The sequence below is a fragment of the Paenibacillus macquariensis genome, assembly GCF_900156375.1.
GTDB lineage: Bacteria > Bacillota > Bacilli > Paenibacillales > Paenibacillaceae > Paenibacillus_AQ > Paenibacillus_AQ macquariensis.
Genome location: NZ_FTNK01000010.1, coordinates 17,213 through 33,960 on the forward strand (window position 1 = coordinate 17,213; position 16,748 = coordinate 33,960).

Annotated in this window: 16 protein-coding genes; 12 read left to right on the forward strand and 4 right to left on the reverse strand. The window is 41.6% G+C overall.

Features of this window, described 5'->3' with window-relative positions:
• Window positions 1-95 precede the first annotated feature (95 nt).
• Window positions 96-1,808: a tetratricopeptide repeat protein gene (locus BW961_RS17635; protein ID WP_068584622.1), complete on the forward strand. Its 1,713-nt coding sequence runs from the start codon at window positions 96-98 to the stop codon at window positions 1,806-1,808.
• Between the two features lie 47 nt (window positions 1,809-1,855).
• On the forward strand, window positions 1,856-2,809 hold the full coding sequence (gene trxB / locus BW961_RS17640) for a thioredoxin-disulfide reductase (RefSeq protein WP_068584619.1): 954 nt from the start codon (window positions 1,856-1,858) through the stop codon (window positions 2,807-2,809).
• 145 nt (window positions 2,810-2,954) lie between these two features.
• Here the strand turns inward: trxB and BW961_RS17645 are convergent, their stop codons facing one another.
• The 4 genes from BW961_RS17645 to BW961_RS17660 are packed head-to-tail and all read right to left on the reverse strand — an operon-like array spanning window position 2,955 to window position 6,333.
• A complete protein-coding gene (locus tag BW961_RS17645) occupies window positions 2,955-3,557 on the reverse strand; it encodes a response regulator transcription factor (protein ID WP_068584617.1) in 603 nt (200 codons plus the stop codon).
• Window positions 3,554-4,669 (reverse strand): sensor histidine kinase, encoded by a 1,116-nt coding sequence (locus tag BW961_RS17650; protein WP_068584615.1) that lies wholly within the window; start codon window positions 4,667-4,669, stop codon window positions 3,554-3,556. The genes BW961_RS17645 and BW961_RS17650 overlap by 4 nt, the downstream gene beginning before the upstream one ends.
• 6 nt (window positions 4,670-4,675) lie before the next feature.
• Complete coding sequence (locus BW961_RS17655; protein WP_068584685.1) at window positions 4,676-5,413, reverse strand: ABC transporter permease; 738 nt, start codon at window positions 5,411-5,413, stop codon at window positions 4,676-4,678.
• Window positions 5,413-6,333, reverse strand: a complete 921-nt coding sequence (locus tag BW961_RS17660) for an ABC transporter ATP-binding protein (protein WP_139331683.1) — start codon at window positions 6,331-6,333, stop codon at window positions 5,413-5,415. Before BW961_RS17660 ends, BW961_RS17655 begins: the two co-directional genes overlap by 1 nt.
• Before the next feature lie 410 nt (window positions 6,334-6,743).
• On the opposite strand from BW961_RS17660, the gene BW961_RS17665 reads away from it, so the two are divergent.
• The 10 genes from BW961_RS17665 to BW961_RS17710 all read left to right on the forward strand — a co-directional run bounded on the left by BW961_RS17665 (window position 6,744) and on the right by BW961_RS17710 (window position 16,661).
• Entirely contained in the window at window positions 6,744-7,694 is a 951-nt protein-coding gene (locus tag BW961_RS17665) for an ROK family glucokinase (protein WP_068584612.1), read from the forward strand.
• Window positions 7,695-7,760: 66 nt separating this feature from the next.
• Window positions 7,761-8,666 (forward strand): RNase adapter RapZ, encoded by a 906-nt coding sequence (rapZ, locus tag BW961_RS17670; RefSeq protein ID WP_068584610.1) that lies wholly within the window; start codon window positions 7,761-7,763, stop codon window positions 8,664-8,666.
• Window positions 8,667-8,680: 14 nt separating this feature from the next.
• Complete coding sequence (locus BW961_RS17675) at window positions 8,681-9,667, forward strand: gluconeogenesis factor YvcK family protein (RefSeq protein WP_068584680.1); 987 nt, start codon at window positions 8,681-8,683, stop codon at window positions 9,665-9,667.
• Between the two features lie 5 nt (window positions 9,668-9,672).
• Complete coding sequence (gene whiA / locus BW961_RS17680) at window positions 9,673-10,602, forward strand: DNA-binding protein WhiA (RefSeq protein ID WP_068584607.1); 930 nt, start codon at window positions 9,673-9,675, stop codon at window positions 10,600-10,602.
• A gap of 98 nt (window positions 10,603-10,700) precedes the next feature.
• Window positions 10,701-10,970: an HPr family phosphocarrier protein gene (locus tag BW961_RS17685; RefSeq protein ID WP_068584600.1), complete on the forward strand. Its 270-nt coding sequence runs from the start codon at window positions 10,701-10,703 to the stop codon at window positions 10,968-10,970.
• A gap of 196 nt (window positions 10,971-11,166) precedes the next feature.
• Entirely contained in the window at window positions 11,167-12,663 is a 1,497-nt protein-coding gene (locus tag BW961_RS17690) for a methyl-accepting chemotaxis protein (protein WP_068584598.1), read from the forward strand.
• Between the two features lie 213 nt (window positions 12,664-12,876).
• Window positions 12,877-13,626 carry an SIMPL domain-containing protein gene (locus BW961_RS17695; RefSeq protein WP_068584596.1) on the forward strand — a complete coding sequence of 250 codons (750 nt, stop codon included), beginning with the start codon at window positions 12,877-12,879 and terminating at the stop codon, window positions 13,624-13,626.
• 400 nt (window positions 13,627-14,026) lie between these two features.
• Window positions 14,027-15,007 (forward strand): ABC transporter ATP-binding protein, encoded by a 981-nt coding sequence (locus BW961_RS17700; RefSeq protein ID WP_068584593.1) that lies wholly within the window; start codon window positions 14,027-14,029, stop codon window positions 15,005-15,007.
• Window positions 15,004-15,858 carry an ABC transporter permease gene (locus BW961_RS17705; protein ID WP_068584590.1) on the forward strand — a complete coding sequence of 285 codons (855 nt, stop codon included), beginning with the start codon at window positions 15,004-15,006 and terminating at the stop codon, window positions 15,856-15,858. Before BW961_RS17700 ends, BW961_RS17705 begins: the two co-directional genes overlap by 4 nt.
• A complete protein-coding gene (locus BW961_RS17710; protein ID WP_068584587.1) occupies window positions 15,855-16,661 on the forward strand; it encodes an ABC transporter permease in 807 nt (268 codons plus the stop codon). The genes BW961_RS17705 and BW961_RS17710 overlap by 4 nt, the downstream gene beginning before the upstream one ends.
• Window positions 16,662-16,748: the final 87 nt, after the last annotated feature.

The following is a 16,748-nucleotide window of genomic DNA, read 5'->3' on the forward strand; positions in this document are numbered from 1 at the left end:
GAAGAAGAATCTCCCTACTTAAAAGGACTCATGAACTTGTGGTATACTAGGATGTGGGTTACAGGATAGTAGGAAAGAGGAGGTGCCTTGCTTCAATGAATGATGAACAATTACGGGCTGAGGCCCTACACAATAAAATAGTACCTGTCCATTTCAATGCGAATTTCTTCTTCGAAAGGGCAGTTCAATCGCTAGAACGTAATCAATATGCCAAGGCATTGAAATATTTCAGTAAAGCAGTAGAGTATGAACCGGAGAATCCGGTGAATCATTGTAATATGGCCGGCATTATGTCAGAGATGGGCGACTATGAAGGTTCCAATTCTGTCCTTGTCGATATTATCGAGCATATTGATCCGGCTATGACGGAATGCTATTTCTATATGGCGAACAACTTTGCCAATATGGAGAATTTCGAAGAAGCTGAGAAAGCACTTGTCACTTATCTGGAAGAGGATTCGGAAGGTCAGTTTCTACACGAAGCTGAAGAAATGATGGATCTCCTTCTGTATGAGTTAGACCGTCCGGCGAAGTTAACTCGGATTAAGAGTCGTCAAGGAATGATCGAACATGAGCATGCTCGTACGCTTCTAGAACAGGGTAAATTTGCTCAAGCTGTAGAACTACTTGAGGAAATTGTAGAGAACTATGGCGATTTCCTAGCGGCTCGTAATAATTTAGCGCTTGCTTATTATTATGTGGGTCTGTTTGATAAAGCGAAGCAAACAATCCAAGAGGTATTGGAGCAAGACCCTGGAAATCTACATGGGTTATGTAACTTGGCTATCTTTTATCAACATGAGAATGATGTAAGTCAGTTGCTTCCGCTGTTACAACTACTTACGATTACCGTTCCTTTCCATCAAGAGCATCTGTTCAAACTTGCTACAACGATGGGAATTTTGGGTCAACATGAGATAGCTTTCCAGCACTTCCGACGGTTACTTAAGGATGAGGAGCTGAGTAGCGATCCAAGTGTATATCACTACACAGCTACAGCTGCTTTCAACTGTGGACGATTTATTGATGCGGAGCGAAATTGGAGATTTGCGGCAAAGCTTGATTCGGATTCTGATGTTGCGAGATTTTACTTATCTCAGCTTCAGCATTTTCAAGAAGGAACCACGCAGCAACCTAAAATTAACTACCATTATCATCTCCCCTTTGAAGAACAGCTTAAGGCGTGGGAACATAACGGTGAAGGGATAACCGATGAGGTTAAACATAATCCGTTGGTACGGTCATCCTTTTTCTGGGCACTTCGACATGGAGATCATGCGACCAAACTTCAAGTTATTCAATCTTTTGCATGGATTGGTGATGAAGAGGTGAAGCGGGTTCTACAAGCATTCATACGTGATGCGGAAGAAGATGTAGAGCTTAAAGAAGCAGCCGTGATTGTACTAGAAGGACTAGGGATAGAAAGCTCTTTATTGGAATTTTCGACACAAGAAGAGATGGTATCTTCTGAGGTGGTAGATACCGAGATTTCTAAAGATTTGGATCAGCCATCACGCACGGTTGTGAATAAGACGATACAAATGATGGATCAATCGTGGAATTTGGATCAACAGGATGATATACAAAATCTATGGACTGAATTTCTGCATAAAAGTTATCCAGATACGCCTGAGCTCGGTCATACAGAGGCTTGGTCAGCAGCGCTTGAATATTGGGCTATCAAATTGGTAGGACTACCGACGACCTATCAGGAAATAGCTAGAAGATATGGTCTTTCTCCATCCACCGTCAGTCGATATGCACGACGCATGGATAGTGTATGTCATATGAAGGATAGAAATGGTTAATATACAGTTATAGGCATGAGATATATCCAATTGGGAGGTCAAACGAAATGTATAAATCGATTGTTATTGGAACGGGTCCAGCAGGACTAACGGCAGCTATTTATCTAGCACGTGCGAATATGAAACCACTAGTTATTGAAGGTATGCAACCAGGTGGTCAGTTAACGACTACGACTGAAATTGAGAATTTCCCAGGCTTCCCAGAAGGTATTATGGGACCTGAATTGATGGATAATATGCGTAAGCAAGCAGAGCGTTTCGGAGCTGAATTTAAAACGGGTTGGGTTGAGACGGTAGATTTCTCGGCAAGACCGTTTAAGGTCAATGTAGATGGCATGGGAGAATTACTGGCTGAGACGGTTATTATTTCAACAGGTGCTTCAGCGAAATATATCGGCATTCCAGGTGAACAGGAGAATATCGGACGTGGTGTTAGTACATGTGCTACGTGTGACGGATTCTTCTTCCGTGGGAAAAAGATCATCGTGGTTGGAGGCGGCGATTCCGCAATGGAAGAAGCTAACTTCTTAACACGTTTTGGTTCTAGCGTAACGCTAGTTCATCGTCGTGAAGAGATGCGTGCTTCCAAGATCATGCAAGATCGCGCGCGCGCGAATGAAAAGGTTCTATGGGCATTGAATCGTACACCTCTAGAAGTGGTTACAGAAGGTATGGGTCTTAAAGGTCTGAAAGTACTTAACAATGAGACCAATGAGGAAGAATTGATTGAAGCGGATGGTTTGTTCGTAGCGATTGGACATACACCAAATACCGCGTTCTTGAACAAGCAAATCACGACAGACGATGTAGGTTATATCGTTGTGAAGCCAGGTACGACGGAAACAAACATTCCAGGTGTATTTGCATGTGGTGATGTGCAGGATACGCGTTATCGTCAGGCTATTTCAGCGGCAGGTTCAGGTTGTATGGCTGCTATGGATGCAGAGAAATTCATTGAAGGCAACATGGTTCATGACTGGAGCCAGACCCTAGGCGAGTAGTACTAAATTACGTTTGCTAAATAAGAAGAACCTGACGGAGAAATATCCGTCAGGTTTTTTTGTCCGCAATAATGGGGGATTAGCTTAATCCAGTCCCAATCCCATAATCGTTACATTTCCATCATTGTAGGATTTCTTTTCCACCCTACAACCAGCCTTTCTGCTCTGCCACCCGGATACCCTCAATGCGGTTCTTAGCATCAAGTTTATTCAAGGCTTCGGAGATATAGTTGCGTACCGTTCCGTAGGAAAGGTGTAGCATGGCTGATATTTCATTGGCTGTCTTCCCTTGAGCAGATAGAGATAGAATCTCACGTTCACGTGCATTAAGTGGATTCTCTTCCTTTATCGTCCCGAATATGAGTTCAGGGGAAATCTCTCGATGCCCCTTCATGACACGTCGAATAGACTCTGCAAGTTGCTCAGTCGGTCCATCTTTTAATAGATATCCTTGAACATTTGCTTTTACGGCACGCTCGAAGTAACCGGTACGAGCGAAGGTGGTTAGAATGATGACTCTAGTAGTGGAACCTCGTTCGATCAATTGTTCAGCGACATCCAGACCCGTCTTGACGGGCATCTCGATGTCCAGCAAGCAGACATCTGGTTGAAGGGAAGTGATGAGAGACAAGGCTTCCTCACCATCACAAGCCTGACCTACCACTTCGATATCATCTTCTAAATCTAATAGTAAAGCTAATGCACCGCGTAACATTCGTTGGTCTTCGGCAATAAGGATTCGTATCATGCGGTCTCCTCCTTAATGATGATAGGTATATTGATAGAGTATATGGTACCTTCCCCTGAAGATACTGCTAAAGAACCCTCGATTAAAGAAAGACGTTCGTTCATGCCTTTTAATCCATTGCCATCTTGATGATCTTCTTTGAGCCCAATACCATCATCACGAATGATGAGCGTAACTTCTGAGTTCTTATGTTCAAGGCGAACCGAACAACGCTTCGCTCCGCTATGCTTCACAATATTCGTAATCGCTTCCCGAAGGCATAGACTGAGAATATTCTGAGTTAGATCGGGTACTCCGACAAGGTCAGTATCCCCTTCGAAATGGGAGGCGATATCGGCACTTTGTAAAATGACCTGTACCTCCAGCATTTCTTCAGCGATCGTAACCGCACGCATATCCGATACAAGTTCGCGAACCTGACGAAGTGCTGCCCTTGATGTACGCTCAATCTCTTTGGCTTCGAGCTGAGCACGTGCTGGATCCTTAGTAATGAGTCGATCCACAATCTGACTCTTCAAGGTAATCAAAGACAATGTGTGTCCAAGTGTGTCATGCAGATCTCTTGCAATACGCATCCTTTCTTCTCGCTTAACGAGTTGTTTAATATGTTCATTGGCCTCATCTAATTTCATCTCAAGCTGTCGGTGTTTATTCATAGATTGTATTCCAAAAGGAGTGATCAGCATTATGATGATAAACGGGAGAAAGAAAAAGTATTCCATTGGATGAATGTTCTTCAAATTCAGAACAATCGGTAGCATTTCAATGATTGCTAATGAAATTAAGGATATCTTAAATTTTAACGAATTAGTGTAATATCCGATGAAGTTAGCGGTGAAGAAACCCATGAATAAATTGTAAGGGTTATAAAATAAGCTGAGAATCGTAATAATAGCCATCTGTGAGGCAAGCCAATAGGAAAAACTCCCTTGCTCTGAAGCGAAATAAAGCTGTCGATAGGAGACCACGAATACCCCGATCATTAAATAACCGCATACCATCTTTATACCATGCTCTTGAGCCATATAAAAGACAGGAAATAAGATATAAATGAGCCAAAAATAAGGGAAGTATCCTAATTTTTTGGGGAAAAAATTAAAGCGTTCGTGCATAGGGAGCTACACCACTTCCTGTTTTTTTCGGATATAAGTTGATAATACCACGAAGAAAACAAGATATCCGATTAAAATTAGTATATTTTCCCACCTAAGGGCATTGCCTTGAATAAGCTCCCAAGCACCATTTCCAAAGTTATAGGAAGGTAACCAGTGACTCACCATTTGCAATCCTTTTGGAAATGAATCCGTAGGGAACCACATGCCGCCCAATATAGCTAATACCATATAGACTGCATTACTAACGCCACTTGCAGTGTCCACTTTTTTCATTGTTCCAATTAATGTACCTAAGGCTAGGAATGGTGCACATGCTATTAATATCCACAATCCACTGAGAATCCACTGTGACGCAGATAGGGACACGCCATTGATGATATATCCAGCTACAAAAATAATGATAATAGAAAATAAATGCATCACTGATTGCCCGAACATTTTGCCAAAGAAATACACACCTTCAGGAAGTGGCGTAATTCTCATGTACGTGGACCAGCCATGAACCCGTTCCTGTACGATACGAATACCCAGCGTCATGATGGAAGAACCCATCACACTAAATGTGGTCATGGACATCAAATAATGCGCTTGCCATAATCCATTATCGTCGGTGTTGGTGTTCACGATCCGAGTGAATATATAATAGAAAATGATAGGTAAAATCAAAGACCAGAATACATAATAAGGATTTCGGAATATTCTTAGCAACTCCGCTTTACACTGCATGGTTATCACGTTCATCATGATTTAACCGCTCCTTTGTTATCTATTTCAGCATGTGTTGTTAATTGTTCAAAAGCATCGTCAAGGCGACCGTGTTCGACTCGGATATCCCTTACTGCGAATTTATTCTCAAAGATGGATGCCAACATGCCGTCTGTATCTTCGGTAACGGTATAGATTCGTCCGTCCTTTTCATATACATCACTAACATTTGGTAATTTGCGTAGGATGTCACGTAGATCAGAATCTTCCGATTTAAAGGAGACAGAGGATAAGGTAAGCTTAGATTTGATAGCGTCAGGTGTACCATCAGCAATGATAACCCCTTGATCAAATAAAATAACGCGGTCTGCATAGTCTTCAGCTTCTGGTAGGTAATGGGTTGTAAATAGAATGGTTTTACCTTGTGTCGTCAGTGTACGGACTTGATCCCAGAACACACGACGAGCGGTTACATCTAACCCGACGGTGGGTTCATCTAAGAAGATCAGATCAGGGTTACCAGCAAGTGCGAGAGTGAACCCAAGTCTACGCTTCTGACCGCCAGATAACTTATTGGCATATCGGTTTAGATCTTTATCTTGTAGACCCGTAAGTGGAGTCAGTTGATCGATATCAAGAGGCCGAGGATAGTAGCTACGAATTAAATCAATGAGCTCATGTACCTTCAAAGCATCCATGACACTAACCTCTTGTAGCATTGCACCGATTTTTTGTCGTACTTCTATATCCCTAGGGTCCTTACCCATTACTTGTACGGTGCCTTGAGTTGGCTTAATCAGACCTAATAACATGGATATCACCGTTGTTTTTCCTGCTCCGTTAGGACCAAGAATGGCAACGATAGAGCCTTTTTCAATCAAAAGGGAGACATCGTCCACAGCTTTTTTATTTCCAAATTGCTTGCTTACATGTTTCATTTCCACAATTGTGTCCATACATAAAACCTCCATTGGCATTTGAAATAACTCTTAACTTCATCACTAGTAGAAACGGCAATGCCATCCTTTTCATAGACGGAACTCGTTTTAGCGGAAATATAAGGAACGAAGTATCAAGTGGAACGTATTCTTTCTTATATTTTAAGAAATATGCTGCGTACTTGTTAGTTAAGACTGTCACCTTATGCAGATGACAATTGTCATAACTATCTATATTGCTTGTGCAATTAATCACAAAAGCTGCAATGACTCACATGATATCCTCTGAATAGGCTATATAATGAAGCTTTAATTCTATCGAATGGCTTTATGATAGAGTCTAGCTTCTCTTGACCAGAATGAGGGCATCACTTATAGTGGGTACGTAGGCTCAAAACTATTTTAGATTGAAAAAAGGTGGCTGGAACATGTCTGAAAGTATCTATGTTGGTGTGGATTTAGGTGGAACGGCGATTAAAGTTGGGATTTGTGATCAAGAGGGGAATCTTCTTCTAACGCATGAAGGTCCCACGGAGGTTGCAAAAGGCGTTGAAGTCGTAATTGACAATATCGTGCAATATGTGCGTGACATTGTTGAGAAATCACCATTTAGCTGGGATCAGCTAGTAGGTGTAGGAGCTGGGGTTGCCGGCTTTACGAATGTCCGTGAAGGGATTATTGTTCAAGCACCCAACTTAGGTTTTTCGGATGTTCCGATACGTTCTCTTCTAGAGGAGCGTCTTGGCAAGCCTGTAAAAATAGATAACGATGCTAATGTGGCTGCTTTGGGCGAAGCTTGGAGTGGCGCGGGACGCGGATTGGATAATTGTGTCTGCTATACGCTTGGAACAGGCGTAGGTGGGGGCGTTATTTTAGATGGTAAGATTTATCAAGGTTCGTCAGGAATGGCAGGAGAGGTTGGACATATTGCAGTTGTTCCCGATTTGGAAGCTATCCAATGTGGATGTGGCAAAAAGGGCTGTTTAGAAACCGTATCTTCTGCAACAGGTATTATTCGTATGGCGAAGGATGCAGTTGAACGTGGAGATCGTACAACGCTCTCAACGGTAGAAGTGATGAACGCGAAGGAAGTATTCGACGCAGCCAAAGCTGGCGATGAAGTGGCCTTACGTATTGTAACCCGTGCAGCATTTTATTTAGGTAAATCGATGGCAGCTGTAGCCGCTGTATTGAACCCTGAAGTGTTTATCGTTGGCGGTGGTGTTGCATATGCAGGCGATATTCTCTTTAATGAAGTTCGCGAGGTATTTGCAAAATTCACGCCAGAGCCACTACAACGTGGCGTATCGATTCTACCAGCTATATTAGGTAACAAAGCAGGAATTGTTGGGGCTGCAGGTCTGCTTCTTCGTTCATAGCATGCTTCCTGTTTGAATATACCAGTCAACAGCTGGTGGGACTCATTGACAAGGGAGTGGAAGCTGATGCAGGAAACTGAAAATACTACGTCGGCCATGGCCAACTTGATTATTATTACAGGGATGTCAGGCGCGGGGAAAACACTTGCAGTACAAAGCTTAGAGGATCTTGGATTCTTCTGTGTGGATAATCTACCACCTGTATTGATCCCTAAGTTTGGAGAATTAATAGAACAATCGAACGGTAAGATCGCTAAAATCGCCTTAGTCATTGACTTAAGAGGGCGAGAGTTCTTCACGGCCTTATCTGAATCTTTATTATATATTAAAGAGCATTTCACGATGCGTTGCGAGATTCTATTTCTTGATGCAACAGACGCGGTTCTAGTACAAAGATATAAAGAGAGTCGTAGACGTCATCCGCTAGCTCCAGAGGGGATGCCGCTTGATGGTATCCGCTTAGAGCGCAAGATGTTGGAGGAGCTTAAAGATTCTGCAACACAGTTGATCGATACAAGTAATACGAAGCCAGGGCAGTTGAAAGAGAAAATCATTTCTCGATTCTCTAATATCGAACCTAATACGTTATCTGTGAATATTACATCATTTGGGTTTAAATACGGTATTCCAATCGATGCGGATCTGGTATTTGATGTAAGATTCTTGCCGAACCCGCATTACGTGGATCATTTGCGTCCTCGGACGGGTCAAGACAGTGAAGTGTATGACTATGTGTTGAAGTGGGCTGAAACCCAATTGTTCTTAACTAAATTGTTGGATATGCTCCATTTCTTAATTCCACAGTATTATAAAGAAGGTAAGAGCCAGGTCATTATCGCTATCGGATGTACAGGGGGCAAGCATCGTTCAGTTGCAATTGCTGAGTACCTAGGTAAGATGCTGGGTGTTAGTAAGACGGAGAAGGTCTCCGTTAGCCACCGAGACTCTGAGCGTGATCGTGACCGGCATTAATGAGGTGAAGTATGATGAAAGTGGCAGAATCAACTGGATCGCGTCCGCGAATTGTTGTTATGGGTGGAGGAACGGGATTGTCCGTTATGCTTCGGGGATTGAAAGAAAAGCCGCTTGATATCACAGCCATTGTCACTGTAGCTGATGATGGAGGAAGTTCAGGCATTCTGCGCAGTGAGATGCAGATGCCTCCACCAGGAGATATTCGTAACGTATTAACTGCGCTTGCAGATGTAGAACCGCTACTTTCGGAAATGTTAAGCTATCGTTTTAGCAGTGGTACAGGACTTGCAGGTCATAGTCTTGGGAATTTGATATTAGCAGGGATGACCGATATTACGGGCGACTTCGTAACTGCAGTACGGGAGCTTAGTAAGGTATTTGCTGTTCGGGGGCAAGTACTGCCTGCTGCAGGAGTTGCGGTAACGCTTCGTGCTGAGATGGAAGACGGGAGTATTGTCGTCGGAGAATCCAAAATACCGGAACACGGTGGAAGAATTAAGCGTGTTTTCCTTGATCCGGCTCACGTGGAGCCGTTGCCAGAAGCTGTTGAAGCGATTCGACAAGCGGATGCCATCTTGATTGGACCCGGTAGTTTGTATACAAGTATTCTTCCTAATTTACTCGTTCCCAAACTTGTTGAGGCTGTATGTGCATCAAAAGCGATTAAGATTTTTATATGCAATGTAATGACGCAACCCGGAGAAACCGACAATTATACAGTAAGTGATCATCTTAAGGCGATCTACGATCATGTGGGTACACAGCTATTTGATTATGTCATTGTAAATAATGGTGATATTCCAACGGAAGTGCAAGATAGATATGCCGAAAAGGGTGCAAGGCCCGTTCAAGTGGATTGGGATGAAGTGCAAGGACAAGGTTACCAGGTTATTGCCGATACGCTAGTCCTATTCCGGACATATCTACGACATGATGCTGAGAAGCTAAGTCAACATATCTACCAGCTCGTGCAAAATTGGATTTTACGAGAGAGGTGAGTCCCTTGTCGTTTGCGGCACAGACGAAAAAAGAATTAACTATGGTCGAAGGACAGGCATGCTGCGAGAAAGCTGAGTTATCAGCGTTAATTCGTATGAATGGTTCTGTTCAGTTATCGAATAAAAAGGTCATATTAGATATCTCGACAGAAAATGCCGCGATAGCAAGACGGATTTATTCCTTAATCAAAAAATATTTCCAGGCACATACTGAGCTACTTGTGCGTAAAAAAATGAGATTGAAGAAGAATAACGTCTATATCGTACGCATACCTGCTCGTGTACAGGAAATTCTGAAGGAACTGTATATTGTTTCAGAAGGTTTTCTATTCACACCAGATATTGAGTCAGATCTCATACGCAAAAACTGTTGTAAGAGGGCTTATTTACGAGGGGCATTTATGGCTGGTGGATCCGTTAATAACCCGGAGGGTTCTTCATACCATCTCGAAATTTCTTCTATGTATGAAGATCACTGCAAGGCGTTGGTAGATTTAGCTAACCAGTTTAAGTTGAATGCTCGGTTTATTGAGCGTAAGAAGGGCTTTGTTCTTTACATTAAAGAAGGCGAGAAAATTATTGAATTTCTCAGCTTGATCGGTGCACATCAATCGTTGTTCAAATTCGAGGATGTTCGTATCATGCGAGATATGAGGAATTCTGTGAATCGTATCGTTAACTGTGAGACTGCGAATCTGAATAAGACGATTGGCGCGGCAGTAAGGCAGATTGAGAATATTAAATTGTTACAACGTGAGTTGGGACTTGAGAATTTGCCTCTGAAATTGCGAGAAGTAGCCGAAGTAAGGCTTGTTCACCCTGATATGAACTTGAAGGAAGTTGGCGAAATGCTAAAAGGTGCCGTCAGTAAATCAGGTGTGAATCATCGTCTACGTAAGCTTGATGAGATGGCGGATAAGATTCGTAATGGCTGAGTTTTTTTCTTCTAGTGTCCTTCATGTTATAATGGTATAATGTTCTTAAATTAAATGTGTGTACAGTGTACAGATTTATAAATAGGGGGTAAGTTTCCATGATAAAACACCCGGTAGTTGTCCGTCTAAAGACGGGTCTCCATGCGAGACCGGCAGCGTTGTTTGTCCAAGAAGCCAATAAGTACTCGTCTGAAATTTTCGTGGAAAAAGATGATAAAAAAGTGAATGCAAAGAGTATTATGGGAATCATGAGCCTTGCAATCAGTTCTGGTACGGAAGTTGATATTAGCGCAGATGGTGCTGATGCCGAGCAGGCTGTAACCGCTTTAGTAAATTTGGTAAGTAAGGAAGAATTAGAGAATCAATAAGACCCCAATATCACGAACAAATAGCAGCTACCCATCATAGGGATTAGCTGCTATTTTTTTTTGATTAATGTGTAATTTGTTATGGACAGATCTCATCAATGATAAGAATCCTGCCGATATATATAATATCTTACATAGTGTTATCAAATAAGGTATAAGTAAACATTTCAGATCAGAGGGAGTTATGAGAAGAATTATGAAATCATCATTGCTGGGAGCTATTAATAAGCACAAAGATGAATCAATCTCTGTTAGAGATAGGGATGTTATAAGACGTAATTTCATTCTTATTATTGCTGTACTTATTTCAACTGTAATGGGGCTAGGAACAGTATCTACTGACATTACGTCGATGAATAATATCAGCAGCGTATGTAGCATTCTTACTTTGGGATTTATGTTAAGGTTTCATCTAAAAGGTAAATATATACACACGAATGCGTATATCGGAATGATAGGTACGTTACTAAGCTACGGATTTCGAATTATTAACGAACCTTCAATAATGGCTATCACTATGGTGTATTACTTAATTATTTTTTCTTTGATTAGCATGAAACAGAGTATTACATACATTACTTTGGTAATAGGATTAGGCTTCACAATATATATTTGCACGGCGAATATACAAGGAATAGATACCTCTGGAACTGGTATTTCAATCATAGGTAGTTATGTGGTTGCGTGTATTATAGTTATTTTATTGCTACGTGTGTCAGAAGCATTAAAGAAGAATACAGAGGAATCGCGTACGCAATCAGAATATTTACTGAATGATCAACAAGTACAGAAGGAACAATTAGTGGGAAATGTCGTTGTCGTGTCACAAAACATGAAAGATATCACGCAATCTATGGAAGATAACACATCTTCGTTTCAAGAAATGAACGTGGCATTTCAGGAAATAGCAACGGGTGCTGTAACGCAAGTAGATACAACACTTTCCATTAATGATTCGATTCAGAAGATGGGCGTTATGATACATGAAATGACAACCTCTACGGAGACACTTATCGACAAGACCAATGAGACGAACCATCTATCTATAATGGGTAAGGAAAAGGTCGAGACGTTAAGTGGTACAATCCTTGAATTCAAAGAGGAAATTGATGCGATGGCGTCCGATATTCAGGAACTTACGGTGCGTGTGAATGAAACTTCTCAATTTAGCCAGACTATACGTGAAATAGCGAATCAGACGAATTTACTTTCTCTAAATGCGAGTATAGAAGCGGCCCGTGCAGGGGAATATGGACGTGGTTTCTCCGTCGTTGCTATGGAAATACGTAAACTTTCAGAGCTTACCTCAAATTCGGCAGAACAGATTACGACGCAACTACAAGGATTCTCAGAACAGACGAATGGGACGCTGCAAAGAATGAACTTGGTAGCCAAACGTATGCAAATGAGCAGTGAACTGACCCAAGAGACAGCTGATGCTTTTGAATCTATTAAAGGTTCCATTGGAACACTACTCCAAGTTTCGGAGGAGTATGGAGGTATGATGCAGAAAGTGACTCAGTTCTCTAGTTCTGTGGGCGATTCAACGAATCATTTGGCTTCTGTTAATGAGCAGACGTCAGCTACTTTAGAAGAACTTTCGGCAACCCTACAATCCTTACTTAACAACAATCAAGTGAGTCTGGATAATACGAAGAATGCTGAGAAAAACCTTAGATTACTGGTAGAATAGGCAAGTTAAATTTAGCAATCAAAATTGTTTGTCTTTCTATGCAACATTTTCCAATAAACCTCGTCTAAAAGGTAAATGAAGGATGAACTGCTTACGAAGTAAGTTTTACTTTGTAAAACTAGGATTACGCTTACGAAGTAGCTTTACTTCATAAAACTAGGTTAATGCTTACGAAGTAAGTTTTACTTCGTAAAACTTTTAGGGGGCGAAGTTATGAAAAGTTGGGTAAAGATGACAGGAAGTATAATGATTGCTGGGGCGTTAGTGTTTGGGTTAACAGGGGTGAGTTCATTGGGATCGAAAGTGTATGCGGATGAAGTTCAACGTAATGTGATCAATGTTGTCGGTAAAGGTGAAATATCCATCACACCGGATATCGCATATCTATCGATCGGTGTAACTTCACAGGCGGAGACGGCTCAAGCGGCACAGAAGGCAAATGCGGCTAAGATGCAGAAACTGAATGATTTATTGAAGAAAACATGGAAGATAGCTGATAAAGATCTCAAGACTACACAGTTCTATGTACAACCTAATTACGTCTACACGGAAAAAGAAGGGCAAAAGGTAAAAGGATACAACGCGAATCATACCATTGAAGTTGCGTATCGTGATCTTACTAAAATTGGCCAATTGCTTGATGCAGCATCAACGGCTGGGGCAAATAGTATTGATAATGTTCGCTTCTCTGTAGAGAATAGTGACCAGTTCGAAACAAAAGTGATTGAGAAAGCCATGGCGAATGCTACTGTGAAGGCAAATGCAATTGCCAAAGCAGCAAATCGGACATTAGGTATAGTACTGGTTGTGAATCAAGGTGATGCTAATGACTCCATCGTATACGGACAAAGAGAGATGTTAATGAATTCGAAGTCAAGTATGGACGCAGCAGGCCCAACAGCTGTTGAAGCAGGCGAAGTGAAAGTGTCTACGCAGCTTAGTGTTCAGTTCGAACTTAAATAATTTCTAAAAACAACCGTTGTGCGCTCAAAAGTCACCTTTCTTCGACAAGCTATTGTCGCGGAAAGGTGACTTTTTTGTGATAATAAGATAGTATAGGTTTTTGTTCAAATATAAGAAATTATAAAATGCACTTCATTCGCTATTCTTACTTGTATCTCAATCATTACTATATTGTGACGAAAGTTGCCAGGTACTTGTCGATGATGATAGAAAGATGTTGTACCTCAAGGAGAAAAACGTTATAGTGAATATGCGAAAATGCTACGAATTTTTGAAATCAAATGGTTGAATAATAACAATAAAAGTAAGCCATACAGATGATATGGCTTTTTCAAAATGTAAGAGGTTATATACTCAAGGATAAATGAACGGATATATGATAAAAAAGGGGATGGTACTTATGATTGAACTCGTTGAGATCGAGAAACAATTTCAAGGGCAAGTGGTGGTGAAACCATTGTCTATGGTTATTGAGGAAGGTGAATTTCTCACGTTGCTTGGACCGAGTGGATGTGGCAAGACGACCATTCTTCGTATGATTGCGGGATTTGAACAACCGACTAGTGGGAATATTGTGCTTGCTGGGAAAGTGGTTACCGATAATCCTCCTAACGAAAGAGATTTGAACTTAGTATTTCAGCATTATGCTCTATTTCCGCATATGACTGTGGAAGAAAATATTGAATTTGGTCTTAAAATGAAAAAGATTCCGAAGGAACAACAAAAGGAGCGGATTGCAGAGGCTGTTGCCATGACGCAATTAACGGCTCTAACATCGCGGTACCCTCATCAGCTCTCAGGAGGTCAACAACAGAGAGTAGCTATTGCCCGAGCTATAGTGAATAAACCTAAAGTATTATTGCTTGATGAGCCACTTGGTGCGCTCGATTTACAACTACGCAAAAACTTACAAACCGAGTTGAAGCATCTTCAACGTACACTTGGTATTACATTCGTGTATGTAACACATGATCAAGAAGAAGCTATGATGATGTCTGATCGCATTGTTATTTTAAATAATGGACAGGTTGAGCAGATCGGAACCCCTAAAGAAATTTACTCATCGCCACGTACGCTGTTTGCTGCAACTTTTGTCGGTGAGAATAATATTTTCACTTCTCCCCAAGGTTCATTTGCCGTAAGACCTGAGAAACTACGCCCGCAACGAAGCGAAGAAGGTTCAATGAAGTCAGGCGTAATTCAAGATGTACTGTATTTAGGGAATGTGCATAAATTAATGGTTGTACTTGATCAAGTAGGTGAGCAACAAGCCTTGACGGTAACCATCGTACTGGATTCTACAGATGAAGAATCTTGGCGAGTAGGTGAGCGAATTGGGGTGAGCTGGAACCCTAAGGATGAGGTGGTGATCCAGCCGTGAACAAGTCTAAATGGTTCTTTACACCGGTACTCATATGGTTAGGTTTATTTCTGATTGTACCTATGCTTATCGTCGTAGCGATGTCTTTTATGCAACGCGACACACTGGGTAATGTTGTCTATAGTTTTAGTTGGGAAGGCTATAAAACATTTTGGGACTCCCTCTATCTGGGTATTTATTGGGATACGATTGTGCTATCAATCACAACGACAGTGATATGTCTTGTTGTAAGTTATCCTTTAGCTTACTACTTAGCGAATTCCTCTCCCCGAGTGCAGAATTGGGGTCTGATTCTGATTACAATTCCGTTCTGGATTAATTTCTTGATTCGGACTTATGCGTGGGTATTGTTGCTCAGAACTCAGGGCGTGGTCAATAGTTTATTGATCCATTTCGGATGGATCGATGAACCCTTGCAAATGCTGTATACAAAGGGAGCTGTTCTGCTAGGAATGGTCTATAATTTTGTTCCTTTTATGGTGCTACCGCTATATGTAGCTATAGAGCAGATTGATCGACGTTTGTTAGATGCTGCAAGTGATCTAGGGGCTAGTCGTTGGAAGGCATTCTGGCACATTGCATTACCACAGAGTAAAGCAGGTATTATGACCGGGTCTGTGCTCGTGTTTGTGTCTACCGCAGGAATGTTTGTTGTGACAGATATTCTAGGGGGGTCTAAATCCTCTATGATTAGTAATATTATTCAAGCTCAGTTCCTAGGGGCGCGCAATTGGCCTTTCGGTTCAGCTCTTTCGGTTATCTTTGTCCTGACTTCGCTCGTACTGATTATATTATTTAGCCGAGTGATGAAGTCTCGAAGCGATCGAACAAGGGAGGGGGGGAACGTATGAAGAAGAAAGGACATCCTCTTCTCGGTATTCATTCTGCGCTAATGATGATTTTCATTTATGTGCCGATTGTACTTGTTATGGTGTATTCATTCAACAACACACGACTAAGCGGAGATTGGAAAGGATTTACCTTAGACTGGTATGTTTCCTTACTGAAAGATCGCCACGTCATGGAAGCTTTAACGAATAGTCTCATTGTAGCAGTAGTATCTACGATTGCAGCCACCCTTTTAGGAACAATTTCAGCTTTGTCCATGCGGGATATAGCGAGGAAGTGGAGAGGTCCGCTAAATGGGGTGCTGTATATGCCTGTGATTATACCGGATATTATCATGGGACTGTCGTTGTTGGTATTGTTCAGTCAACTACAGATTCCATTAGGAAAGTCCACGGTTATGATTGCTCATATCACATTCAGTATGTCTTATGTATATGTTGTCGTGAATGCCAGATTGGCAGGTATGGGCAGACAGCTTGAAGAAGCAGCACAGGATCTGGGAGCTACGTATTGGCAAACGTTTCGGCATGTTACATTACCACAGATTACGCCTGGTATCATTTCGGGGGCGTTGATCGCCTTTACGCTTTCCCTTGATGATTTCATGGTTAGTTTCTTCGTGGCTGGGCCTAGCTCTACGACGCTTCCAATCTATATTTATGGACAAGTAAAACGAGGAATCTCACCGGAGATCAATGCACTCTGTACACTGTTAATTCTCGTTAGCATTACGTTAATATTGTTAGCGCAATACGTATTGAACCGTGGTAAAGGTCAGAAGAAACATAAGATGCTGCCCTTTTAATGTCTAAAGTGTGAGAACTAATTTATCTTGAATGTTAGATAATCAAGCTGTGAGAGTCATGGCTTGTGAATCTTTCAAATACAATGG